Origin of the sequence: Martelella alba, from assembly GCF_005217455.1 — a bacterium.
GTDB lineage: Bacteria > Pseudomonadota > Gammaproteobacteria > Enterobacterales > Enterobacteriaceae > Acerihabitans.
This window is the reverse complement of record NZ_SZPQ01000002.1, coordinates 325,740-349,105: the sequence shown is the minus strand read 5'-3', so window position 1 is coordinate 349,105 and position 23,366 is coordinate 325,740. Positions and strand designations below refer to the sequence as shown.

Below are 23,366 nucleotides of genomic sequence, written 5' to 3'. Positions count from 1 at the left end.
TCGAAACGATGGCCTTTTTCTTGCATTATGCCGTGGCGCTTTACCATGACCGAATCGGAATACTGGTATAAAAGTAAGCGAAAATAAAGCTTCCCACCTTGTACTGCTAAAATATTGATCAATTTTTGACTCAAGTTTTGATTTTTGGGGTCGATAGATTGCTTACATAGCTAATTCAGCTGTGGGGTTTTTTGCGTCTCCGCCATCCTTTCACAAAGTCTTACCTTTGTTTTCGACATAATGAAATGTGATGAACACTCTTAACCTTTTGTGGTGAAAAGCTTAAAAAATCGGCAGCGGCGCGATGAGAACTTTTCTCTCGGCGCTGAAGATGTTTCCAGAATGTTATTGATGTATCTACCGTGGAAAATCGTTAAAAACAGAATTTATACCGATAAAATTATTTTAATAACATATTTTAGGCCGATAATTTGCTTAATCGAACGATATTCTGTCATTTGATGGCTAATCAGGATAATTCGCTGGTTATTGAGTGTCAAATGAGAACAGTTATCATTAATACACGCATTTTGGTGGTTTTTTGCTCATGTAACAGATCTGACCAGTAGCAATTCTGATCAAGTAAACTCGTTTTCTGTGATATAGATCACACTTTATCTAAAATTTGCTGGGGGGTAGATTGTATGAACGACAGATTCAGCGTTAGAGTTGCGGCGCTATTAGGAATAATCTCACTAATTTGTAAAAATGTTTCAGGGAAGAACCCCTAATGAACCAGGATGATTGTGAGTAGACTTATTCGGGAATGTTTTGATGGCTTGAGTTTATGAACTGGCCGCCTAAAACACCGGATATTTATATCATTGTCTGGTACCGCTGATTTTCATTAGCCACCCAGGGGAAGAATCCCCGGATACCGGGCGATATTTATTATCACCCAAGTTATGTTATTAAACATAGTCTAGAGGGATGGGAAAATGAATACGAGTGAAATACGCAAGCATGTTTACGATATAAATTTATCATATCTTTTATTAGCTCAGAGACTAATCAATCAAGAAAAAGCATCAGCTATGTTCCGATTGGGCATAGATGAAACAATGGCCGATGTTTTAATGAACCTGACGCTGCCACAAATGGTTAAATTGGCTGAAACGAATCAGTTACTTTGCTTGTTCCGCTTCAATGATCATCAAACCATAACGCAATTGACGCAGGATTCACGGGTTGATGAATTACAACAAATTCACACGGGTATTTTGTTATCAAGTCAGTTACAAGAACGTTTGGCGTCGAAAGAAAGTCATTTGCCGAAAAAAAGGGCTTAGTGATGGCCGAGAAAAGTATTGTCCAGGAAGCGAAGGATATCCAGCTTGCGATGGAGTTGATCTCTCTGGGGGCAAGATTGCAAATGCTGGAAAGCGAAACGCAGCTTAGCCGTGGCCGGCTTATCAAGCTCTACAAAGAATTGCGCGGCAGTCCGCCGCCCAAAGGCATGCTGCCTTTTTCCACCGACTGGTTCATGACCTGGGAGCAGAATATCCACTCTTCCATGTTTTATAATATCTACCAGGTTTTGGTGCAAAACGGACAATCCGTCGGCGTCGAGGCGGTTATCGGCGCGTACCGGTTGTATCTCGAACAGTGTCCGCAGCAAGACGGAGAAACGCCGCTACTGGCGCTTACCCGTGCCTGGACACTGGTTCGTTTCGTTGACAGCGGTATGCTGCAATTGACGCCGTGCAGCCATTGCCACGGACATTTCATCACTTATGCCCACCAACCGGCGCAAGGTTTTGTGTGTAGTTTGTGCCAGCCGCCCTCGCGAGCGGTAAAAAGACGTAAACTTTTGCCGGAAACGGCCGATATGACTCCCAAGTTGCTGGATGAACCGGCAAAACGCGCGGTCTGAGAGGATAGCGACTCCCCGGAATGTGAATTTTTCCGGCGGCGCCAGGGCGGTTTCAGCGCCTCGGCAACCGTCCGAGGATTCCGCTTAACCGATTGCGTGTTAGCCGGCAGTTTTTTACCGGGGGATCGGACGTGTTAGTCATATTGGGTTATTTTGTCGTCATTACCGCGGTGTTTGGTGGTTATCTGCTGGTAGGGGGACATTTGGGCGCGCTTTACCAGCCCTCCGAATTGTTAATTATCGCCGGTTCGGGTATCGGCGCTTTTGTCGTCGGTAACAACGGCAAGGCCATTAAGTCCACGCTACATGCCTTCCCTTTGCTTTTTCGTCGTTCCAAATACACCAAATCCCTGTACATGGACCTGATGGCGCTGTTGTTTCGCCTGATGGCCAAGTCACGCCAGCAGGGCATGCTTTCGCTGGAATTCGATATTGATCGCCCTCAGGAAAGCGAGATCTTTTTGTACTATCCCCAGATCCTGGCGGACGACCTGCTGGTGGATTTTCTTACCGATTATCTGCGCCTGATGATAGGCGGCAACATGAATGCTTTCGAGATCGAATCGTTAATGGACGAGGAAATCGAAACCTATGAGAACGAATGCGAAGTGCCGGCCAGCAGTCTGGCGCAGGTGGGGGATTCATTGCCGGCGTTTGGCATTGTGGCCGCCGTGCTGGGCGTCGTGCATGCCCTGGCGTCGGCGGATCGCTCGGCTATAGAACTCGGCGCGCTGATAGCCCAGGCCATGGTCGGTACGTTTCTGGGTATTCTGATTTCCTACGGTTTTATTACGCCTTTGGCCTCGCTATTGCGGCAAAAACGCGCCGAAACCACCAAGATGATGCAGTGCATCAAAATCACACTGCTGTCGAACATCCACGGCTACGCACCGCAGATAGCGGTGGAATTCGGTCGAAAGACCCTGTATTCCGCCGAACGGCCGTCGTTTAGCGAGCTTGAGGAGCATGTAAGGCGCACCCGGGAATCGGTACGTAAACCGGCGGAAGAGGATGCATGAAAAATCAGCCGGTAGTGGTGGTGCGCAAGCGCCGGGGAGGAAAGAACCATTCCGGACACGGCGGCGCATGGAAAATCGCCTATGCGGATTTCATGACGGCGATGATGGCGTTTTTTCTGGTGATGTGGCTGTTGTCCATCGCCAGTCCCCAGGAACTGACCACCATCGCCGAGTATTTCCGTACCCCCTTGGATGTCGCCCTGACCGGAGGGGCGCGCAGCAGCGACGACAGCAGTCCCATTCCCGGCGGCGGCGATGATCCCACCCGGCAAATGGGCGATGTGCATAAAAGCATCAATCAGGATGGGGATAAGCTGGAAAGGAAACGCCTAAACCAACTGCGCGAACGGCTCGACCAATTGATCGAATCCGACCCGCGGTTACGGGTGCTGCGTCCGCAATTGCTGATTAATCTGGTCTCGGAAGGATTGCAGATCCAGATCCTCGACAGTCAGAACCGGCCGATGTTCGAAACCGGCAGCGCGCTGGTCGAACCCTATATGCGGGATGTTCTGCGGGGCATTGCGCCGATCTTGAATGATATCCCCAATAAAATCAGTATTTCCGGCCACACCGATTCCGTCCCCTACGTCAATGGCGGACGGGGTTACAGTAACTGGGAACTGTCGGCGGATCGCGCCAACGCCTCCCGGCGTGAGCTTATCAGTGGCGGTCTGGCGGAAGGAAAAGTGTTAAGGGTAGTGGGGATGGCCGCCACCATGAGCCTGGTGCCGCAGCAGCCGGATGCCGCCATTAACCGGCGCATCAGTCTGTTGGTATTGAATCGGCAAACGGAAGAGATGATCGAACACGAAAACGCCGTCAACCCCAATGTGGTGGTGAACCACTCGGGGGATTTGTCGCAACAGCCGGCCTTCAACCAGGCGGCGCGCGCTCATGGTGACAGCGCGGCGCCATCCGCGTCGGGCGGCGCGGCCGCCGCGAGCGCCCCTGCTAACCCCCCGTCTTCGCCAGCGGCGGTGACGGGCAATGCGACGACCGCCGCCGGGCCGGGCGGCGCGGCGCCTGCGACGCCCCCGGCCTCAGTCGTATCCCCAACGGCCACGCCGGGCAGCGCGGCATCACCGACATCCCTATCGCCGACCGCCGCGCCCGCAACGGGTGGGGCAGCGTCCAAACCGGCCGCCGGCGTGGTTACGTCGCCGACCGCCGCGCCCGCAACGGACGGGGCAGCGTCCAAACCGGCCGCCGGCGCGGTTACGCCGCCGCCGACCGCCGCGCCCGCAACGGGTGGGGCAGTGTCCAAACCGGCCGCCGGCGCGGTTACGTCGCCGACCGCCGCGCCCGTAACGGGTGGGGCGAAGCCTTCCAGCGCGGCGCCGGCCGGTAACACGACGCCGTTGCCGGCGGCAAATCCGCCCCAGGCCCCATCCGCCGGCGCGGGGCGGCGCCGGAGCGGCATATCGACGGCTATTCCGCCGGCGCCGGATGCGCGGACGGTTATCCCGGCGCGCCACGCCGGTCCCGAACATACGACGTTCTTGTCGCCGCTGCCGGGACGGGGCGGATGGTCTTTAGCGCCAGACCTCGTCGTCAAACGAATGTGATTGAGCAGGGGTAATTTTATGAGCATGGATATCAGCGCATTTTACCAGACCTTTTTTGATGAGGCTGCCGAATTGCTGGCGGACATGGAGCAGCATCTGCTGATGTTGGATCCGGAACATCCGGACAATGAACAGCTCAATGCAATCTTCCGCGCGGCGCATTCCATCAAAGGCGGGGCCGGTACCTTCGGTTTCACCGTACTGCAGGAAACGACCCATTTGCTGGAGAACCTGCTGGATGAGGCGCGGCGGGGGGAAATGTCTCTTAGCACCGCAATCGTCAACCTCTTTTTGGAAACCAAAGACATCATGCAGGATCAATTGGATGCCTACAAAACGGCCCAGGAGCCGGATGCGGCGAGTTTTGAGTATATTTGCGCCGCGTTGCGTCAGTTGGCGCTGGAAGCCAAAGGCGCCGCGCCGCAAACGGCAGCCGACGCGGGTTCCGCGGTCAATGCCGCTCCCCCGTCCGCTCCCGCGCAGGCCAAATCAGCCGAAACAGTACGGGTCATCCACCTAAGCGGCCTGCATGAGGGCGAGGCGTCATTGATGCTCGAAGAGCTGGCCAATCTCGGCACCGTACTGGAACACGACCAGACCGGCGATGACGTGGTGGCGAAATTACGCACCACAGTGAGCGAGGACGATATTTGCGCGGTACTGTGTTTCGTCCTGGACGCCGGACAAATTCATTTCGACCCGGTGTCAGAACCGGTTGGCTCCGGGGATAAAACCCCTTCCGGCGAGGGCGCCGCCGGCATCCCGGCCAATCAGTCCGCCCCTGCCACATCGCCCCAAGATAGCCAACCGCACCTGGAAGTGGTTAAAAAAAGTCCGGCGGGCGGTTCGGAAGGACGGGACATGGCGGGGGCCGCCGCGGCGCGCGCCAAACCCACCGAATCCAGTATCCGTGTCGCGGTGGAAAAGGTCGATCAGTTGATCAATCTGGTCGGCGAGCTGGTCATCACCCAGTCGATGATCGCTCAACGCACCGGTACTCTCGACCCGGCGCAGCACAGCGATTTGCTCAATAGCATGGGACAGTTGGAGCGCAATGCCCGCGATTTGCAGGAATCGGTGATGTCGATCCGGATGATGCCGATGGAATATGTGTTCAGCCGTTTTCCCCGTCTGGTGCGCGATCTGGCCGCCAAGCTGAACAAACAGGTGCAACTGACGTTGGAAGGCAGTTCCACTGAATTGGACAAAAGCTTAATCGAGCGAATCATCGATCCCTTGACCCATCTGGTGCGCAATAGTCTGGATCACGGCATCGAGCCGCCGGATATTCGCCAGGCGGCGGGCAAGGCGCCCATCGGCAACCTGTTGCTGCGGGCTGAACACCAAGGCGGCAATATTTGCATTGAAGTCATCGACGACGGGGCCGGGCTTAATCGCGCCAAGATTTTGGCCAAGGCGCAGTCTCAGGGACTGGCGGTAAGCGACGGCATGACCGACGAAGAGGTGAATATGCTGATCTTCGCGCCGGGTTTCTCCACCGCCGAGCAGGTGACCGACGTCTCGGGTCGCGGCGTCGGCATGGATGTGGTCAAACGCAATATCCAGGCCATGGGCGGCCATGTGGATATTTTGTCCCAATCCGGGCGGGGCACCACCATTCGGATCATGTTGCCGCTGACGCTGGCCATTCTTGATGGGATGTCGGTCAGGGTGAACGAGGACGTGTTTATCTTGCCCCTCAATACCGTGATGGAATCATTGCAGCCGCAGGCGGAAGATCTTCATCCGCTGGCCGGGGACGAACAGGTCTTGCAGGTACGGGGCGAATACCTGCCGCTGGTGGAACTTCATCAGTTGTTTGATGTGGCCGGGGCCAAAACCGACCCCACCGAGGGCATTGTCGTGATACTGCAAAGCGCCGGCCGCCGTTATGCGTTGCTCGTCGATCAACTGATAGGCCAGCATCAGGTGGTAGTGAAAAATCTCGAAAGCAATTATCGCAAGGTGCCTGGCATCTCCGCCGCCACCATTCTTGGCGACGGCAGCGTGGCATTGATTATCGACGTTTCCGCGCTTCAGGCGCTGAACCGTAAGAAAAACATGGCTGGTGCCGCTTAATTCCAAATATTAGTCGACTTATTAAAAGGTGAAAACCATGGCAGGACTCGCAAATGTCACCGAAATGACAGGGGAAACCGTAGGTCAGGAGTTCCTGATCTTTACCTTGGGTGATGAAGAATATGGCATTGATATACTGAAGGTCCAGGAAATCCGCGGTTATGATCAGGTCACCCGGATAGCCAATACGCCGGCCTTTATCAAGGGGGTAACCAATCTGCGCGGTGTGATCGTGCCGATTCTTGATTTGCGGATCAAATTCGCCCAGACCGATGTGCAATACAACGACAATACCGTGGTGATTGTTCTGAATCTCAGCGAACGCGTGGTGGGGATCGTGGTGGATGGCGTGTCCGACGTGCTGTCGCTGACGGCCGAGCAAATTCGGCCGGCGCCGGAATTCGCCGTGACGTTGTCCACGGAATATCTTACCGGTCTGGGATCCCTTGGCGAACGTATGCTGATCCTGGTGGACATCGAACGTTTGCTCAATAGCGAAGAAATGGCGCTGGTGGACAGCGCCACGGTGGGCTGAGGCCGCATCCGGACGGACAAGGCGGGTTGCTTTCCGTCCGTCCGGTTATTTTACGCTTTACCGATAAAGTTTGCCCGACGCCTGCCGATAGAACTAACACGTGGTGAGGTGGGAATTCAGGCATGTTTAACCCAATTGATGTTTTTATCGGCTTAATGCTTATTTTGCCTATTTTTGGTTTGTTTCAGGTTTTATCGGGAGGCGTGTTTTATTGTTGGGTGGCGCGCGATCAGCGCGGCTTCTCAATTCAACACCATTTTCAACGACAGCGTACCGCCCGCGGCGACAGCCTAGCCGTGTTGGAGGGAACCCACACTACTCTCACCCGCTCCTGGGCGAATCCCATCCCACTTTTCGATGATGGCGGTCTTTCGCTCTGGAACACTCTTGCGCCAGTGATGAAGGGTATGGCGGTTGGAACACCTAAAAGAGGGTAATGATGTTAGCGCGTATTCGGATTTCCACCAGTTTGATTTTAATTGTCCTGGTATTTGGCCTGATGCAATTCGTCAGCAGCGGGTTGATGTTCGGCGCCTTCAGGCAGGGTAGTGAAAGTTTTCAACGGGTCGAGGCGGATAATCTGAAACGGAATTTATTGAGCCAGAGTTGGACACAGCTCCTTCAGACTCGTAATTCCCTCAACCGGGCGGCGACCCGGTTTGCGGCTTATGCGCCGTTGGATCAGATAACGCCCATTATGGACGAGGCCAAGCGTTCCTTGAAGGACGCCCAGGCAACCTATAAACAATTCAGCGATTCGCCGGTCGGCAGCGACCGGGAGCGGGCGCTGCACGCCGAGACCAGCAAACGGTTCGCCGCGTTTGTCCAGGCGTTGAGCGATGCCGTCGAGCTGTTGGATAACGGCAATGCGCAGGCGTTTATGGCGCAACCCACTCAGCAGTTCCAAGATAACTTCGAAAAACAATATGACGCCAATATGGATTACCTGACCGGCATTGTCACGGAAGCGGGCGCCGCCAACCAGCGGGATTACCGGCTTTCCGGCTATATGCTGGGCGCGGCGGCCGGGGTGACGCTGGCGCTTATCCTGTTGTCGCTCGGATGGCTCAGGGTCATGCTGCTGCGGCCGCTGGCCGTGATGCGCGGCCATTTCAACGCCATCGCCGGCGGCGATTTGGGCAATCCCATCAGAGTGAGCGGCCGTAACGAAATAAGCTTGCTGTTCCATCAATTGGAAGCCATGCGGGACGAGTTGGCCAAAACGGTATTCGCCGTGCGCGAGGGCACGGATGCCATGCTAAGCGGCATCCGGAAAATCGCCGGCGGCAATAACGATTTGTCGGCGCGTACCGAGCAGCAGGCGGCGTCACTGGAGGAGACCGCCACCAGCATGGAAGAGCTGACCTCCACGGTAAAACAGAACGCGGAAAACGCCCGCCAGGCCAGCCAACTGGCGCTGGAAGCGTCGCAAACCGCCCATAAGGGCGGCTCGCTGACCGAAAACGTGGTGAGCCGCATGGCGGATATCGCCACCAGCTCCCGCAAGATAAGCGATATAACCGGCGTGATTGATGGCATCGCTTTCCAGACCAATATCCTGGCGCTGAATGCGGCGGTGGAAGCGGCCAGGGCCGGCGAGCAGGGCAGGGGGTTCGCGGTGGTGGCCGGCGAGGTGCGGAGCCTGGCGCAGCGTAGCGCCCAGGCGGCCAAGGAAATTAAAACGTTAATAGACGAATCGGTCGCCAGGGTCGACCAGGGGACGGAACTGGTGGCCTCCGCCGGCCAGACCATGGATGAAATCGTCCGCGCCGTGGCCCGCGTCACCGACATCATGGGGGAAATCGCCTCGGCCTCCGATGAGCAGAGCCGCGGCATCGATCAGGTGGCCGCCGCCGTCAATGAAATGGACTCGGCGACCCAGCAGAATGCCTCGTTGGTGGAGGAATCGGCCGCCGCCGCCAGCGCATTGGAGGACCAGGCGGACTCCCTGATGCAGGCGGTCCGGGTATTCCGGTTACAGCACCATGATGGCGAACAAACCGACGACCTGTTATGCATTCCGGAATTGGCGTCACAAACCATCGGGCAAACACCCTAACGTCGTTGCAAATACGGCGCAATGAGAAAGACTATGCCGAATAAGGGCGACATCGCGGCGCGATGGTCAAATTGGGCACTGCCGGTGCCTTTATCCGATACGCATTTTCAGCGTATCTGCCAGTTGATTTATCAGCGGGCCGGTATTGTGCTGGCCGGCCACAAGCGGGAGATGGTGTATAACCGTCTGGTCAGACGGCTGCGGACCTTGGGACTGAACGATTTCGGCACCTATCTGGCGCGTTTGGAGGCGGAGGTCGATGGCGAAGAATGGGAAGCGTTTACCAATGCCTTGACCACCAATCTGACCGCTTTCTTTCGTGAAATGCACCATTTCCCCATTCTGGCTAAACATGCCAGGGATCGTCCCGGCGCCTACAGCGTATGGAGTACCGCGGCATCCACCGGAGAAGAGCCCTACTCCATCGCCATGACGCTTCTGGAAGCGCGCGACAATCTGCCGGGACAACTGCAAGTGATTGGCAGCGACATCAATACCCAGGTGCTGGATAAAGCCCGTGCCGGGGTATACCGGCAAGAAGAACTGCGCGGGCTGGATGCCCGGCAACGGCAACGGTTTTTTCTGCGCGGCACCGGCCCCCATGACGGCCTGGCGCGTGTCCGCCCGGAATTACACGCGCTGGTGCGTTTCCAGTATCTCAACCTCTTGGCGTCAGTATGGGATCTGCCAGGTCCATTCGATGCCATTTTTTGCCGTAATGTGATGATTTATTTCGACAAAACAACACAGGAACGGCTGCTGCGCCGTTTTGTGCCGTTGTTGAAACCCGGCGGGTTGCTGTTTGCCGGACATTCGGAAAATTTCAGCCAGATCAGCGAGGACTTCAAGCTGCGCGGGCAAACGGTCTATCAGCTGACTAAGGAAAGACGATGAATAAAATCAGGGTGCTGTGCGTGGATGATTCCGCATTGATGCGTCAATTGATGACGGAAATCATTAACGGTTTTCCCGATATGGAAGTGGTCGCGACGGCCCCTGATCCACTGGTGGCGCGGGAGCTCATCAAAAAACTCAATCCGACGGTGCTGACGCTGGATGTGGAGATGCCGCGCATGGACGGTCTGGATTTTCTGGAAAAACTGATGCGCCTGCGGCCGATGCCGGTGGTCATGGTGTCTTCGCTGACCGGTCATGGGTCGGAAATTACCCTGCGGGCGCTGGAGCTGGGGGCGGTGGATTTCGTGACCAAGCCGCAAAGCGGCCTGCGGGACGGTATGCTGGCCTACAGCGAGGCCATCGCCGAGAAAATCCGCACCGCCGCGCGCGCCCGCTTGCCGAAGCGGCAGGCCCATACGCCGCCCCAGGTTTTGCGCGTCCCCCTGCTAAGCAGCGAGAAACTGATCGCCATCGGCGCGTCTACCGGCGGCACCGAAGCCATTCGTCATGTGCTTGAACCTTTGCCGGCCACCAGTCCGGCGCTCTTGATAACCCAGCATATGCCGCCGGGATTTACCCGGTCCTTCGCCGAACGGCTGAACAAATTGTGCCGGATCACGGTAAAAGAAGCGGAAGACGGCGAGCGCGTCCTGCCGGGACATGCCTATATCGCGCCGGGGGCGCGGCACATGGAACTGGCGCGCAGCGGCGCCAACTATCAGGTACGGTTACATGATGAGCCGCCGGTGAATCGTCATCGTCCGTCGGTGGATGTTTTGTTTCATTCGGTCGCCCGATTCGCCGGACGTAATGCCGTCGGCGTGATTCTCACCGGTATGGGGAACGATGGGGCAGCCGGCTTGCTGGCCATGCGTAATGCCGGCGCCTACACCCTGGCGCAGGACGAGGCCAGTTGCGTGGTATTTGGCATGCCCAGGGAAGCTATTGCCATGGGCGCAAGCCATGAGGTTGTGCCCCTGCTGCAAATAAGTCAGCGGATGATGGCACAAATCAGCGCCGGGCAGGCACTACGTATTTAGCGACCCGCTAGCGGGAAAATATTGATAACAGGAGTAGGTATGGCTGATAAAGACCTCAGGTTTCTGGTGGTGGACGACTTCTCGACGATGCGTCGTATCGTTCGCAACCTATTGAAGGAACTGGGTTTCAATAATGTGGATGAAGCCGAGGATGGGGTGGACGCCCTTGTTAAACTGCGGGCCGGCAATGTCGATTTCGTCATTTCCGACTGGAATATGCCGAACATGGACGGGCTTGAGCTGCTGAAAAACGTTCGCGCCGATGGCGCGCTTAAGGCGATGCCGGTGCTGATGGTGACGGCGGAGGCGAAGAAGGAAAACATTATCGCCGCCGCCCAGGCGGGGGCCAGCGGTTATGTGGTCAAACCGTTCACCGCCGCCACCCTTGAAGAAAAACTGAATAAAATTTTTGAAAAGCTGGGGATGTAACCAGGAGGGATTATGAGTAATGCACCTGCCATGCCGAATGCCAGCGCCACGGAAATCATTGCCCGAATCGGTCAATTAACCCGGATGCTGCGGGACAGTCTGAAGGAATTGGGCTTGGATCAGGCTATTGCCCAGGCCGCCGAAGCTATCCCCGACGCCCGCGATCGATTGGACTACGTGGTACAAATGACCGCCCAGGCCGCCGAGCGGGCGCTAAACAGCGTGGAAGCGGCGCAGCCCAGGCAGACGCAACTTGAAAATGGCGCCAAGGCGCTGACCGTCCGCTGGGACGAATGGTTCGAGAACCCCATTGAACTGGCTGATGCCCGCGAGCTGGTGACCGATACCCGTCGCTATTTGCGGGAAGTGCCTGAGCATACCGCCTTCACCCATACCCAATTGCTGGAGATCATGATGGCCCAGGATTTTCAGGACCTGACCGGGCAGGTGATTAAGCGCATGATGGACGTGATCCAGGAAATCGAAAAGCAATTGTTGATGGTGTTGTTGGAAAATATGCCCGAGCCGCAGCAGTCCCGGCGCGAAAACGACGGTTTGCTCAATGGTCCGCAACTGGATCATAGCGTCGAGGGCGTGGTGGCTAACCAGGATCAAGTGGACGATCTGCTCGATAGCCTCGGTTTCTGAACACGGCGGCCACGGCCCGGCGAAAGGCGATCGACCGGGCGGGCCTTATCCGCCAAATAACCGCCTCTTTAGCCTTTTGTTCCCGCCATAAGACCGGACTTTTTTTGTCATTCTATGACATAAAACCCCGATGCCGGTAACAAACAGGATGTTGGATGGCGCAAGACAGCGATCAGGAAAAAAGCGAGGCCCCCACCTCCCACCGTTTGGAAAAGGCTCGCGAAGAGGGGCAAATTCCCCGTTCCCGCGAATTGACCTCGGTACTGATGCTGCTGGTCGGTCTGGCGGTGCTTTGGATGGGGGGAGAGCCGCTGGCGCGGCAGTTGTCGGCGATGATTTCCGAAGGTTTACGTTTCGATCACGGTATTATCAGCGACGATCGGCAAATCCTGTTTCGGATCCGATCGCTCATTACGCAGACGGTCTGGGCGTTGTTGCCGGTGTTTGCCGGTCTGGTGCTGGTGGCGCTGGCGGCGCCGGTGCTGCTGGGCGGCTTTATGTTTAATCCGGCGTCGATAAAATTCGACCTGAAAAAGCTTAATCCGCTGCCGGGTCTGGGCCGGCTGGTATCCGCCCAATCCTTTTCGGAACTGTTCAAAGCGGTGCTCAAGGCGCTGTTGGTGGGGTGGGTGACCGGTTGGTTTTTGTGGCACAACTGGCCGCGCATGCTGCATCTGGTGCTGGAATCGCCGGTCTCGGCGCTGGGGGACGCACTGGCGCTCATCGCCACCTGCATCCTGCTGATTATCATGTCGCTTATTCCGATTGTCGCGTTCGACGTGTTCTGGCAACTGTGGAGCTATATGCGCAAGTTGCGCATGACCCGCCAGGAGATCCGCGACGAATTCAAGGAGCAAGAGGGCGATCCGCACGTCAAAAACCGTATTCGCCAGCAACAGCGCGCCTTGTCCCGCCGCCGGATGATGAGCGATGTGCCGAAAGCCGACGTCATCATCACCAATCCAACCCATTACGCGGTGGCGCTACGTTATGAAGACGGCAAAATGAGCGCGCCGAAAGTGATAGCCAAGGGCGCCGGCGATATCGCCGCCCGTATCCGCGAGCTGGGCGAGCAGCATCGGGTGCCGCAACTGGAAGCGCCGCCGCTGGCCCGGGCGCTCTATCGCCATTGCGATATCGGCCAGTCGATTCCCTCCGCCCTCTATGCGGCGGTGGCCGAGGTGCTGGCCTGGGTTTATCAGCTAAAGCGCTGGCGGCGGGAAGGCGGCCTGATTCCGAAAAAACCGCAGCATTTACCGGTGCCGACGGCACTGGATTTCGTTCATGGAAAACAGTGACATGGCCTATCTGGTATCCCTATTGCGCTTGCCTTCCAATATGAAATCGGCCCAATGGCAAATCCTTGCCGGGCCGGTGCTTATTCTGATGATTTTGTCCATGATGGTTCTGCCGCTGCCGCCGTTCATCCTGGATCTGCTTTTTACATTTAATATCGCCCTGTCGATTATGGTCTTGCTGGTGGCGATGTTTACCCGCCGCACGCTGGAGTTCGCCGCCTTTCCCACGGTGTTGCTGTTTTCCACTTTGTTGCGCCTGTCGCTGAATATCGCCTCCACCCGTATCATTTTGTTGCGCGGTCATACCGGCGCGGCGGCGGCGGGACGGGTGATAGAGGCATTCGGCCATTTCCTGGTGGGCGGTAATTTCGCTATCGGCATCGTGGTGTTTATTATTTTGGTGGTGATTAACTTCATGGTCATCACCAAAGGGGCCGGGCGTGTTGCGGAAGTGGGCGCGCGGTTCGTATTGGACGGGATGCCCGGCAAACAGATGGCTATTGATGCCGATCTGAACGCCGGGCTTATCGGCGAGAGCGAGGCCAAGGCCCGGCGTAGCGAGGTGACCCAGGAAGCGGATTTTTACGGGTCGATGGACGGCGCCAGCAAATTTGTGCGCGGCGACGCCATCGCCGGCCTGCTTATTATGGTGATCAACGTAATAGGCGGGCTGTTGGTGGGGATGATTCAGCACGGCATGGCCCTGAGCGACGCCGCGGCAAGTTATACGCTGCTGACCATCGGCGATGGGTTGGTGGCGCAGATTCCGGCGTTGGTGATTTCCACCGCCGCCGGCGTCATCGTAACCCGAGTCGGCACCAATGAGGATGTTGGTCAGCAATTGGTTAGCCAACTGTTCAATAATCCCCAAGTCATGGTGCTTTGCGCCGGCGTGCTGGGGTTATTGGGACTGGTGCCGGGCATGCCGAATCTGGTCTTTCTGCTCTTTACCGCCATGCTGTTGGGGCTGGCCTGGTGGTTGCGGGGCAAGAGCGCCGACACGCCGGCGGTCAGCGAGCCGCGGACGCGCCAGGATAATGCCCAGGCCCGGGAAGCCAGTTGGAATGACGTACAACTTGAAGATCCCCTGGGCATGGAGGTGGGATACCGGTTGATTCCAATGGTGGATTTTCAGCAAAATGGCGAGCTATTGGGCCGTATCCGCAGCATCCGCAAGAAATTCGCCCAGGAAACCGGCTATCTGCCGCCGGTGGTGCATATTCGCGATAACCTGGAATTACAGCCCGCCAGTTACCGTATCCTCCTTAAAGGCGTGGAGGTCGGGCACGGCGAAGCGTATCCCGGGCGCTGGATGGCCATCAACCCCGGCAGCGCCATGGGGGATTTACCCGGAGACGCCACGCGCGATCCGGCCTTCGGTCTGCCGGCCATCTGGATTGACAGCGCCCTCAAAGAACAGGCGCAGACGCAGGGCTATACGGTGGTGGAGGCCAGCACCGTGGTGGCCACCCATCTTAATCATCTCATCGGCCTGAATGCCAGCGAACTGCTGGGTCGGCAGGAAACCCAGCAATTGCTTGATCGCGTCGCGCAGGAAATGCCCAAACTGACCGAGGATTTCATCCCCGGTACCCTGTCGCTGACCGTATTCCATAAAGTGTTGCAGAATCTCTTGGCCGAAAACGTACCGATCCGCGATATGCGCACCATTATCGAGACATTGGTGGAGCACGCGCCCATTCAAAAAGACCCGGTGGAACTGACCGTGGTGGTGCGGGTGGCGCTGGGACGGGCCATCACCCAGCGTTGGTTCCCCGGCGATGGGGAAATTCAGGTGATCGGCCTGGACCTGGCGCTGGAACGGGTTCTGCTGCAGGCGCTGCAAAATGGCGGCGGATTGGAGCCGGGATTGGCGGATCGGGTATTGACGCAGGCCCGCGAGGCATTGCGCCAGCAAGAAAGCCTCAACGCGCCGCCGGTCTTGCTGGTTAACCACAGTTTGCGTCCGTTGCTGGCCCGTTTCCTGCGGCGCACGCTACCGCAACTGGCGGTTTTATCCAATCTGGAGGTCAGCGACCAGCGGCAGATCCGCATGACATCCATGCTGGGGGGCGCCAAATAACCATGACCGCGACCGGCCGGCCGGGAATGACGCGCCGGGCGGCAGACAGGGTTGGACTGTTCGCATTGGCGGGCCTATTGCTGATGCCGCCGTCCGACGCGGCCGAAAAAGCGTTGCCGGCCGGTATCGAACCGCTCGTCGCCGGTAAAGCGGCGTCCGGCGCCGCCCCTCCGTCGTCCGCGCCGTTATCCGGCGCCGCCCGGCCCACCGTCCGCGCGCCGGGCATTAAGTCCATCACCGGCCGCGCCGATGGCGGCTGGTCGGCCGAAGGGCGAATGCTGACGGTCAATCAGCGCGATTATGTGGTAAGCAGCCTGCCGCTGCGCCCGACGGTGCCTATACCGTCCGATGCGCGGGTGACGTCGGTTTATTGGCGGGTGGAGACACTCCGGCCTTTACCCGCCGGCATGACGCTGCGCCTGTGTCTGTCGGAGCGATGCCGGCCGCTGGATGCGCCGACGGGACGCAGCGATGCCTGGACGATGTGGCCGGCCGGCGGGCCGGCGGTATTGGAATTGGCGCTGCCCGGCCGGGGGACATTGGTTCCGCCGGTGGTGGTGACCCGTTATCAGATTTTGGTGAACTACCGTAACGGCGATTAGGGATGGCCGTCGGACCAACGGGCAAGCCGCATCGACGCCGGGTGGCCGGCGCTTGCCGGCATGGTCGCCGACGGCCATGCGCTGGGCGAGAAGGGGGATCAGACGCTGAATTTGCGGCCGAGAATATGGCTGCTTTGGGACTGGCCGTCGGGACCATAAAGGCGACGCTGGATTTGGCGTTCTTCCAGTACCGCCAGAATCTGCTGGTTGTGTTGTAAGTGCTGGTTTAGCAGTAAACCGTTGCGAAAATTATCGTGACTGAGCTTTTCCGTCAGTTGCCGGATAGACTGCCATAGCCGTTGCAATTCGGGATAGGCCTCATAGGGCGGCTGTCCCGCCCCGCGTATCAGGGCCGTCTTTTGCCGCAAGCTATCCGCGTGCTGAAGCGTGGCCAGTTCTTCGTTTTTGTTTTCCGTTACGCGATGCAGCAACGCGGCATTGACGCGGCCGGCGCTGAGCAGGCGCTGCTCTTCAACCAGTATCAGTTCCAATTGCTGTAGGATACCCAGCATTTTGGCGCAGATGAGCTCAAGATCGTTCATGTCGTCGCTTGATCAATCCTGCCCGTTAAGCATCGACTGCGTTTGGGCAATCAGCGCATCGGCGATTTTGCCGGTGTCGACTTTCAAATCGCCATTGCGGATGGCGGCCTTCAGGCTCTCTACCTTGGCGCTGTCGATATCCTCGCTGCTCGCCTGGTGCAAACGCGCCTGGGCGTCGCTGAGATTGACCTGGGTTTGTCCGCCGATGGCGCCGGAATCGCCGGATTTGTTTTTTTGCGGCTGAACAGTACCGATTTCCGAACCCTGGATCGGCGTCAGTGGGGTAATCGGGCGGGTACTATCAATACTCATACAGCCTCGCTTATGGTCATATTTTGTTGCACGGGAGGAATGCCTCAGTTATCGGATGAACCCGTCAAACCTTTAACGATTTATATTCGTCAACCTTCAGGTCGCCTCCGGGCTGGCCGCCTTCGCGCGCCATTTGCCGCCGCGCGGCCCGAAAATCGCCGGGTCTCGAGGGTTCCGGAAAGTTATAACACAACATGGATGCTGCCGTCCGGCAACAATTGGCCGCTGACGATTTGTCCAGATTCCATACGGACTCGCAAATCATCATTGACCGCCGCATTATTCATGGCCTTGCCGGCGCTTTGCACCGCAAAACCGGCGCCCTGGGCCAGCACCTGTACCGGCTGGCCGATGGTCACCCGCCAGGGGCGGCGCAGCATGGCGGCGGTCAGCGGTTGTCCGCCGCCTATCGCCCGGACGCTTTCACTGCCGATGGCCGCGTTTACGTCCATCAGCGGCAGGGACGGCATCATATCCAGCCGCCCGGTACGCCAGGCGATATCCTGCGCCGTCAGTAGCCGGTCATCGGCGATGGGGCGGGCGGCCACCAGATAACGGCCGGTCACTTTGACCAGAACCTGCGCATAGCGTTTTCGCGCGCCACAGGTCACGGCGACGCTGATATTGCCCCAAATACGATTGCGCGAAGGCAGCATAAACTGAGGATTATCGCAGGTTGGCAATTGCGCGGCCGGCGTTTTCAGCACAACGGTCAGGGATGTCGGCGGCGAGGCGTACTGCCGCAGCATAAAGGCGGTAAGGGGGCCGGTCAGCGTATCGGCGGCGTTCGCGCCGGCGAAGACCAGCCACAATCCCGCGGCCATTGCCAACCGGCAACGTTTGCCCGTTGCCGAAGCGCCCGGTCGGCGGCCGCGTGTCGCGCCGCTGACGCGCACGGGCTCTAAAGTCGGCCGCAGCGTGCCGTCTGTGTCCTGATCCTGCCTGTCATCCGTCATAGTATCCAGAATTTGTCCGCCGTCATCATCAAAAACACCCCGGCAAGGCCGGTCGATACAGTGTACTGATTCCGTGGCGGGCCAATGGGTAAAATAGCGCTGCAATTCATGCTTATTCCGACGATAGGCAACAGGGCGAAGCGTCTAAGCTGGCATGCGTGAATCATAATGGATCTGCGGAAAAATCATGCTTGATAAATTGGATGCCGCCTTGCGTTTCCAGCAGGAGGCGCTGAATTTACGCGCGCAGCGGCAGGAAATACTGGCCGCCAATATCGCCAATGCCGATACGCCGGGTTATCAGGCGCGCGATATCGATTTCGCCAGTGAACTGCAAAAAGCGCTGACTCAGGGGCGGGCCGATGACGAAAGCCTTTCCCTCACGCTCACCTCCCCGCGCCATATTGAAGCGTCCGCATCGACCTCGCCGGTCAGTCAGTTGATGTACCGCGTTCCGGATCAGCCGGCGCTTGACGGCAATACCGTCGACATGGATCGCGAGCGAACCGCCTTCGCCGACAACAGCCTGCAATATCAGACCAATCTGGCGGTACTGGGCGGACAAATCAAAAATATGCTGTCGGTACTCCAGGAGTCATAAGCCATGGGAATGACATCGATTTTCGCGATTTCCGGTTCAGCATTGACCGCCCAATCGCAGCGGCTGAACGTGGCCGCCAGTAATCTGGCCAACGCCGACAGCGTGACCGGACCGGACGGCCAGCCTTATCGCGCCAAGGAAGTGGTGTTCCAGGTGGCGGCGCCGGCCGGTCAGGAAATCGGCGGCGTGCGGGTCAGCGGCGTGGTGGAATCGCCGGCGCCGGACAAACTGGTTTACCAGCCGGGCAATCCGTTGGCCGACGCCAACGGTTATGTCCGGATGCCGAACGTGAACGTGGTGGATGAGATGGTCAACAGTATGTCGGCCTCGCGCAGCTACCAAGCTAATGTTGAAGTGTTGAATACCGCCAAATCCTTGATGCAAAAGACCCTGACACTGGGCCAATAACCGGAGGACGACATGGGCGTCGCAGTGAGTATGAACGACCCGGTGGACAATACCACGGTGTCCACCAGCAGTACGACCGGCGATACCAGCGCCGATTTGCAAAACGAATTCCTTAATCTGCTGGTCGCGCAAATGCAAAACCAGGATCCGACCAATCCGATGGACAACTCGCAACTGACCACGCAATTGGCGCAGATTAGCACGCTCAACGGTATTGAGAATTTGAATACCACCCTGGGATCGATTTCCGGACAACTGGATACATCGCAGAACCTACAGGCTTCCACCTTGGTGGGGCATGGCGTGATGATTGACGGCAACGCCATTCTGGTGGGCAGCGACAGTTCCACCACGCCGTTCGGCTTTGAGCTCAGCGATGCCGCCGACAGCACCACGGTGACAATCAAGGATTCCAGCGGCAACACGGTGCGCACGGTGCAAATCGGCGCCGAAAGCGCCGGCGTGCATAGCTTTACCTGGGACGGCACCGATGATTCGGGCACCGCGGTGCCGGAGGGATCCTATACCTTCTCGGTTGCCGCCAGCAACTCGGCCGGCAGCAGCGTGGACGCCACGGCGTTGCAATATGCCGCAGTGTACGGCGTAAACACCAACACCAGCGGTACGACCGAATTAAACCTCGGCCTGGCGGGCAACGTGACCCTCGACAAGGTCAAGCAGATCATCTAACCGGCTGGGGGGGCCGCTTCACTCCGGCATCCCGCCGTGATTTTACAGGAGAATGTTATGGGTTTTTCTCAAGCGATAAGCGGGTTGAATGCGGCGTCCAGTAATCTGGACGTTATCGGCAACAATATCGCCAACTCGGAAACCAGCGGATTCAAATCATCCAGCGTGTCGTTCGCCGATGTTTATGCCGGTTCGCAAGTCGGGCTGGGGGTCAAAGTGGCCTCGGTCATGCAGAATTTCAATGACGGTACGGTGAACACCACCGATAACGGCATGGATGTGGCCATCTCCAATAATGGGTTCTTCCGGGTGGTGGATTCCAGCGGTTCAGTGTATTACACCCGCGATGGGGAACTGACCCTGGATGACAACCGCAACCTGATGACCAGCACCGGCATGTATGTCACCGGCTATCCCGCTTCCGGCAATCCGCCGACTATCCAGCAGGGCGCCAATCCGGTCAACCTTAGCATCCCTACCACCGGGATAGCGGCGCAGGCAACCACGTCGGCCACCATGGCGCTGAATCTGACCTCCAGCGCGGATACGATAACCACGACTTTCGATCCCAACGATTCCTCCACCTATAGCTATTCCGAGCCGCTGACCACCTATGACAGTCTGGGCAACCCGCATAACCTGAACTTGTATTTCGTCAAGACCGGCGATAATGCCTGGGAGGTACACTGCGTCGACGGCAGCGACAGCACCGCCACGGACCAGGATCTCGGCACCTTGAATTTTACCGCCAACGGCACCTTGACCGGCACGACGTCGTTTACCATCAACACCAACGGCATCAACGGCGCCAATGCCGACAGTTTCTCCATCGATTTCAGCGGCACCCAGCAACAATACGCCAGCGCCAGCAGCGTCAGCAGCCAGAACCAGGACGGTTATACCGCCGGCGATCTGACCAAATACGAAATCAACGACGACGGCACCATAACCGGGACCTATTCTAACGGCAAAACCCAACTGCTCGGGCAAATCGTGTTGGCCAACTTCGCCAACACGCAGGGCTTGTCGTCGCAGGGCGATAACGTCTGGAGCGCCACCGCCGCCTCGGGTCAGGCCATTCTCGGCACCGCCGGCAGCGGCAATTTCGGTTCCTTGACCAGCGGCGCGTTGGAAAGCTCCAACGTCAACTTAAGCCAGGAACTGGTCAATCTGATTGTCGCCCAGCGAGATTACCAGTCAAACGCGCAAACCATCAAGGCGCAGGACACCATTATGCAGACCCTGGTCAGCATGAGCTAAACCCCCTAACGGACCCAGCCCATGGATCATGCAATTTATACCGCGATGAACGCCGCCGGCCAAACCCTTGATCAGCAGGCGATCATTAGCAATAACCTGGCGAATGCCTCGACCACCGGATTTCGCGCGCAGTTATCGGCCATGCGGGCGGTGCCCATTAACGGCGAAACCCTGCCGACCCGGACGCTGTCGGTGGCCTCCACTCCAGGATCGTTGATGACGCAAGGGCCGCTAAACAGTACCGGGCGGCCATTGGATGTCGCGGTACAGGATCAGGGCTGGCTGGCCGTGCAACTGCCCAACGGCCAGGAAGCCTATACCCGCAACGGCAATATTCAGGTGGATAACACCGGACAGTTGCTGATTGACGGCTATCCCGTGGTGGGGCAGAACGGTCCGTTGGTGGTGCCCACCCAAGCCACCGTTACCCTCGCCACGGATGGCACCGTATCGGCGCTGGGCGACGGCGATCAGCCGAATACCGTTGAGGAGGTGGGCCAGTTAAAGCGTGTCCGGGCCGATGCCGGTCAACTGGAGCGCGGCGACGACGGCCTGTTTCATCTTACCGCCGCGGCCAGCGCCCAAACGGGCGGCGCGCTGCCCGATGACGAGACCATCAAGGTGATGCCCGGCACCCTTGAGGGCAGTAACGTCAATACCGCCGAAACCCTGGTGGACATGATAGACAACGCCCGGCGCTTCGAAATGCAGATGAAAGTGATCACCGATGTCGATCAGAATGCGGAACATGCCAATGAGCTGCTTTCGTTCAGTTAATCAACCTGGGAGTACCAACGGATGATCCGTTCTTTATGGATTTCCAAAACCGGCCTGGATGCGCAGCAGACCAATATGGATGTGATATCCAATAACCTGGCTAACGTCAGCACCAACGGATTCAAGCGCCAACGGGCGGTATTCGAAGACTTGCTGTATCAGACCGTTCGCCAGCCCGGCGCGCAATCCTCCGACCAGACCAACCTGCCTTCCGGCCTGCAACTGGGTACCGGGGTCAGGCCGGTCTCCACTGAACGGCTGTTCAGTCAGGGCAATCTGGAGCAGACCTCCGAGTCCAAGGATTTGGCCATCAACGGTAAAGGTTTTTTCCAGGTACTTATGCCGGACGGCACCACCGCCTATACCCGCGCCGGTTCTTTCCAGGTGGACCAGAACGGACAACTGGTGACGGCCAGCGGATACCCGATTCAGCCGGCCATCACGATCCCCAGCAATGCCCTGACCATTACCGTCGCCCGCGACGGCGCGGTGAGCGTGACGGTTCAGGGACAAACCAACGCGCAACAGGTCGGGCAATTGACATTGAGCAATTTCATCAACGAGGCCGGACTCGAAAGCCTCGGGGAGAACCTTTATCAGGAAACGGACAGTTCCGGCGCGCCCACCGAATCCAATCCGGGGCAAAATGGCGCGGGTTTGCTCTACCAGGGCTACGTGGAAACCTCCAATGTCAATGTCGCGGAAGAGCTGGTGGATATGATCCAGGTTCAGCGCGCTTACGAAATCAACAGTAAGGCGATTACCACCTCTGACGATATGCTGCAGAAATTGACGCAAATGTAATCGCCATCAGCGGCTAACGTGTGTTCCGCCTAACGCCCATAACGGTTCCCGTTCAATTGGGCTAAATTGTGACGCTGTAACAAATAAGTGACGATGTAACAAAAAGGCGATGCGGCACAACAGCCTAACCGTCAGGATGATACGAAGTTTATGAATCTAGCAAAGATCGTTTTCAGGTCTCGGACGGCCGGCTCCGGGGCGGCGACAAGGCTGTCGTTGCTACTGGCCATGTTGCTGGCGGGGTGCGCCTATGTACCCCACGACAGGCTGGTTAAGGGCCAGACGACGGCGGAGCCCGCGCCGGCCATCCCACCGGTTCCCAATGGCTCCATCTTTCAGGCGGTACAGCCGATGAATTACGGCTATCAGCCCTTGTTCGAGGACCGGCGGCCGCGCAATGTCGGGGATATCCTGACCATCACCCTGCAAGAAAACGTCAGCGCGTCCAAAAGCTCAAGCGCCAGCGCCGATCGCAAGGGCAGCGGCACGCTGTCGGTTCCCACCGCGCCCACCGCGCTCAATGGTTTGATCGGCAACGGCAAGGTTGATTTGGACACCACCGGCACCAATGATTTCTCCGGTAAGGGCGGCGCGTCGGCGCAAAATACCTTCACCGGCACCATCACCGTGACCGTCGATCAGGTGTTGGCCAACGGCAATCTGAAAGTGGTGGGCGAGAAGCAGATCGCCATCAATCAGGGTACGGAATACATTCGTTTTTCCGGCGTGGTCAATCCTCGGACCATCAACGGCAACAATGCGGTGATTTCGACCCAGGTGGCGGACGCGCGTATCGAGTACGTGGGTAAAGGCTACATCAATGAAGCGCAGCAGATGGGTTGGCTTCAGCGTTTCTTCCTCAATATTGCGCCTTTCTAGGCAGGTG

25 protein-coding genes are annotated in these 23,366 nt (G+C 57.7%); 22 read left to right on the top strand and 3 right to left on the bottom strand.

Translation table 11 applies throughout. The features are described 5' to 3' along the window. Positions 1-938: 938 nt before the first annotated feature. The 15 genes from flhD (at position 939) to FCN80_RS03925 (ending at position 16,130) form a co-directional block, all read left to right on the top strand. The gene (gene flhD, locus FCN80_RS03995) at positions 939-1,289 is read left to right on the top strand and encodes a flagellar transcriptional regulator FlhD (protein WP_136988588.1); all 351 of its coding nucleotides are present in this window, start codon (positions 939-941) and stop codon (positions 1,287-1,289) included. Between the two features lie 2 nt (positions 1,290-1,291). Continuing rightward, positions 1,292-1,873 carry a flagellar transcriptional regulator FlhC gene (gene flhC / locus FCN80_RS03990; RefSeq protein WP_136988587.1) on the top strand — a complete coding sequence of 194 codons (582 nt, stop codon included), beginning with the start codon at positions 1,292-1,294 and terminating at the stop codon, positions 1,871-1,873. 131 nt (positions 1,874-2,004) lie between these two features. Next, positions 2,005-2,892, top strand: a complete 888-nt coding sequence (gene motA / locus FCN80_RS03985; protein WP_136988586.1) for a flagellar motor stator protein MotA — start codon at positions 2,005-2,007, stop codon at positions 2,890-2,892. Continuing rightward, positions 2,889-4,460 (top strand): flagellar motor protein MotB, encoded by a 1,572-nt coding sequence (gene motB / locus FCN80_RS03980; protein WP_136988585.1) that lies wholly within the window; start codon positions 2,889-2,891, stop codon positions 4,458-4,460. Before motA ends, motB begins: the two co-directional genes overlap by 4 nt. Positions 4,461-4,478: 18 nt before the next feature. Further along, on the top strand, positions 4,479-6,539 hold the full coding sequence (gene cheA / locus FCN80_RS03975) for a chemotaxis protein CheA (RefSeq protein WP_136988584.1): 2,061 nt from the start codon (positions 4,479-4,481) through the stop codon (positions 6,537-6,539). A 37-nt stretch (positions 6,540-6,576) separates the two neighbouring features. After that, positions 6,577-7,074, top strand: a complete 498-nt coding sequence (gene cheW / locus FCN80_RS03970) for a chemotaxis protein CheW (RefSeq protein ID WP_136988583.1) — start codon at positions 6,577-6,579, stop codon at positions 7,072-7,074. A 122-nt stretch (positions 7,075-7,196) separates the two neighbouring features. Further along, positions 7,197-7,511 carry a Tar ligand binding domain-containing protein gene (locus FCN80_RS03965; protein ID WP_136988582.1) on the top strand — a complete coding sequence of 105 codons (315 nt, stop codon included), beginning with the start codon at positions 7,197-7,199 and terminating at the stop codon, positions 7,509-7,511. Then, positions 7,511-9,133 (top strand): methyl-accepting chemotaxis protein, encoded by a 1,623-nt coding sequence (locus FCN80_RS27210; protein WP_306767835.1) that lies wholly within the window; start codon positions 7,511-7,513, stop codon positions 9,131-9,133. The genes FCN80_RS03965 and FCN80_RS27210 overlap by 1 nt, the downstream gene beginning before the upstream one ends. A 33-nt stretch (positions 9,134-9,166) precedes the next feature. Continuing rightward, positions 9,167-10,027 carry a protein-glutamate O-methyltransferase CheR gene (cheR, locus tag FCN80_RS03955; RefSeq protein ID WP_196239151.1) on the top strand — a complete coding sequence of 287 codons (861 nt, stop codon included), beginning with the start codon at positions 9,167-9,169 and terminating at the stop codon, positions 10,025-10,027. Further along, positions 10,024-11,070: a protein-glutamate methylesterase/protein-glutamine glutaminase gene (locus FCN80_RS03950; RefSeq protein ID WP_136988579.1), complete on the top strand. Its 1,047-nt coding sequence runs from the start codon at positions 10,024-10,026 to the stop codon at positions 11,068-11,070. The genes cheR and FCN80_RS03950 overlap by 4 nt, the downstream gene beginning before the upstream one ends. Positions 11,071-11,109: 39 nt before the next feature. Further along, the gene (gene cheY, locus FCN80_RS03945) at positions 11,110-11,499 is read left to right on the top strand and encodes a chemotaxis response regulator CheY (protein WP_136988578.1); all 390 of its coding nucleotides are present in this window, start codon (positions 11,110-11,112) and stop codon (positions 11,497-11,499) included. A gap of 12 nt (positions 11,500-11,511) precedes the next feature. Then, the gene (gene cheZ, locus FCN80_RS03940; protein WP_136988577.1) at positions 11,512-12,147 is read left to right on the top strand and encodes a protein phosphatase CheZ; all 636 of its coding nucleotides are present in this window, start codon (positions 11,512-11,514) and stop codon (positions 12,145-12,147) included. Between the two features lie 155 nt (positions 12,148-12,302). Then, positions 12,303-13,445 carry a flagellar biosynthesis protein FlhB gene (gene flhB, locus FCN80_RS03935; RefSeq protein WP_136988576.1) on the top strand — a complete coding sequence of 381 codons (1,143 nt, stop codon included), beginning with the start codon at positions 12,303-12,305 and terminating at the stop codon, positions 13,443-13,445. Further along, positions 13,432-15,528 (top strand): flagellar biosynthesis protein FlhA, encoded by a 2,097-nt coding sequence (flhA, locus tag FCN80_RS03930; protein WP_230492469.1) that lies wholly within the window; start codon positions 13,432-13,434, stop codon positions 15,526-15,528. The genes flhB and flhA overlap by 14 nt, the downstream gene beginning before the upstream one ends. 2 nt (positions 15,529-15,530) lie before the next feature. Beyond that, complete coding sequence (locus FCN80_RS03925) at positions 15,531-16,130, top strand: flagellar protein FlhE (protein WP_136988575.1); 600 nt, start codon at positions 15,531-15,533, stop codon at positions 16,128-16,130. Between the two features lie 98 nt (positions 16,131-16,228). On the opposite strand, the gene FCN80_RS03920 is transcribed toward FCN80_RS03925, so the two are convergent. The 3 genes from FCN80_RS03920 to flgA form a co-directional block, all read right to left on the bottom strand. Continuing rightward, positions 16,229-16,672: a flagella synthesis protein FlgN gene (locus FCN80_RS03920; RefSeq protein WP_136988574.1), complete on the bottom strand. Its 444-nt coding sequence runs from the start codon at positions 16,670-16,672 to the stop codon at positions 16,229-16,231. Positions 16,673-16,684: 12 nt separating this feature from the next. After that, on the bottom strand, positions 16,685-16,984 hold the full coding sequence (gene flgM, locus FCN80_RS03915; protein WP_136988573.1) for a flagellar biosynthesis anti-sigma factor FlgM: 300 nt from the start codon (positions 16,982-16,984) through the stop codon (positions 16,685-16,687). 182 nt (positions 16,985-17,166) lie between these two features. Continuing rightward, complete coding sequence (flgA, locus tag FCN80_RS03910; protein WP_230492468.1) at positions 17,167-17,940, bottom strand: flagellar basal body P-ring formation chaperone FlgA; 774 nt, start codon at positions 17,938-17,940, stop codon at positions 17,167-17,169. A 187-nt stretch (positions 17,941-18,127) separates the two neighbouring features. Between flgA and flgB the strand changes: the two genes are divergently transcribed. From flgB to FCN80_RS03875, 7 genes are all read left to right on the top strand, one after another. Then, positions 18,128-18,541 carry a flagellar basal body rod protein FlgB gene (flgB, locus tag FCN80_RS03905; RefSeq protein ID WP_136988572.1) on the top strand — a complete coding sequence of 138 codons (414 nt, stop codon included), beginning with the start codon at positions 18,128-18,130 and terminating at the stop codon, positions 18,539-18,541. A 3-nt stretch (positions 18,542-18,544) separates the two neighbouring features. Beyond that, positions 18,545-18,949 (top strand): flagellar basal body rod protein FlgC, encoded by a 405-nt coding sequence (flgC, locus tag FCN80_RS03900; protein WP_136988571.1) that lies wholly within the window; start codon positions 18,545-18,547, stop codon positions 18,947-18,949. 12 nt (positions 18,950-18,961) lie between these two features. Further along, positions 18,962-19,639, top strand: a complete 678-nt coding sequence (flgD, locus tag FCN80_RS03895; RefSeq protein ID WP_136988570.1) for a flagellar hook assembly protein FlgD — start codon at positions 18,962-18,964, stop codon at positions 19,637-19,639. 57 nt (positions 19,640-19,696) lie between these two features. After that, positions 19,697-20,899: a flagellar hook protein FlgE gene (gene flgE, locus FCN80_RS03890; RefSeq protein WP_136988569.1), complete on the top strand. Its 1,203-nt coding sequence runs from the start codon at positions 19,697-19,699 to the stop codon at positions 20,897-20,899. Positions 20,900-20,920: 21 nt separating this feature from the next. Then, on the top strand, positions 20,921-21,676 hold the full coding sequence (locus FCN80_RS03885; protein ID WP_136988568.1) for a flagellar basal body rod protein FlgF: 756 nt from the start codon (positions 20,921-20,923) through the stop codon (positions 21,674-21,676). Between the two features lie 21 nt (positions 21,677-21,697). After that, positions 21,698-22,480 (top strand): flagellar basal-body rod protein FlgG, encoded by a 783-nt coding sequence (gene flgG / locus FCN80_RS03880; protein WP_136988567.1) that lies wholly within the window; start codon positions 21,698-21,700, stop codon positions 22,478-22,480. A gap of 150 nt (positions 22,481-22,630) precedes the next feature. Continuing rightward, positions 22,631-23,359 carry a flagellar basal body L-ring protein FlgH gene (locus FCN80_RS03875; RefSeq protein ID WP_136988566.1) on the top strand — a complete coding sequence of 243 codons (729 nt, stop codon included), beginning with the start codon at positions 22,631-22,633 and terminating at the stop codon, positions 23,357-23,359. Positions 23,360-23,366: the final 7 nt, after the last annotated feature.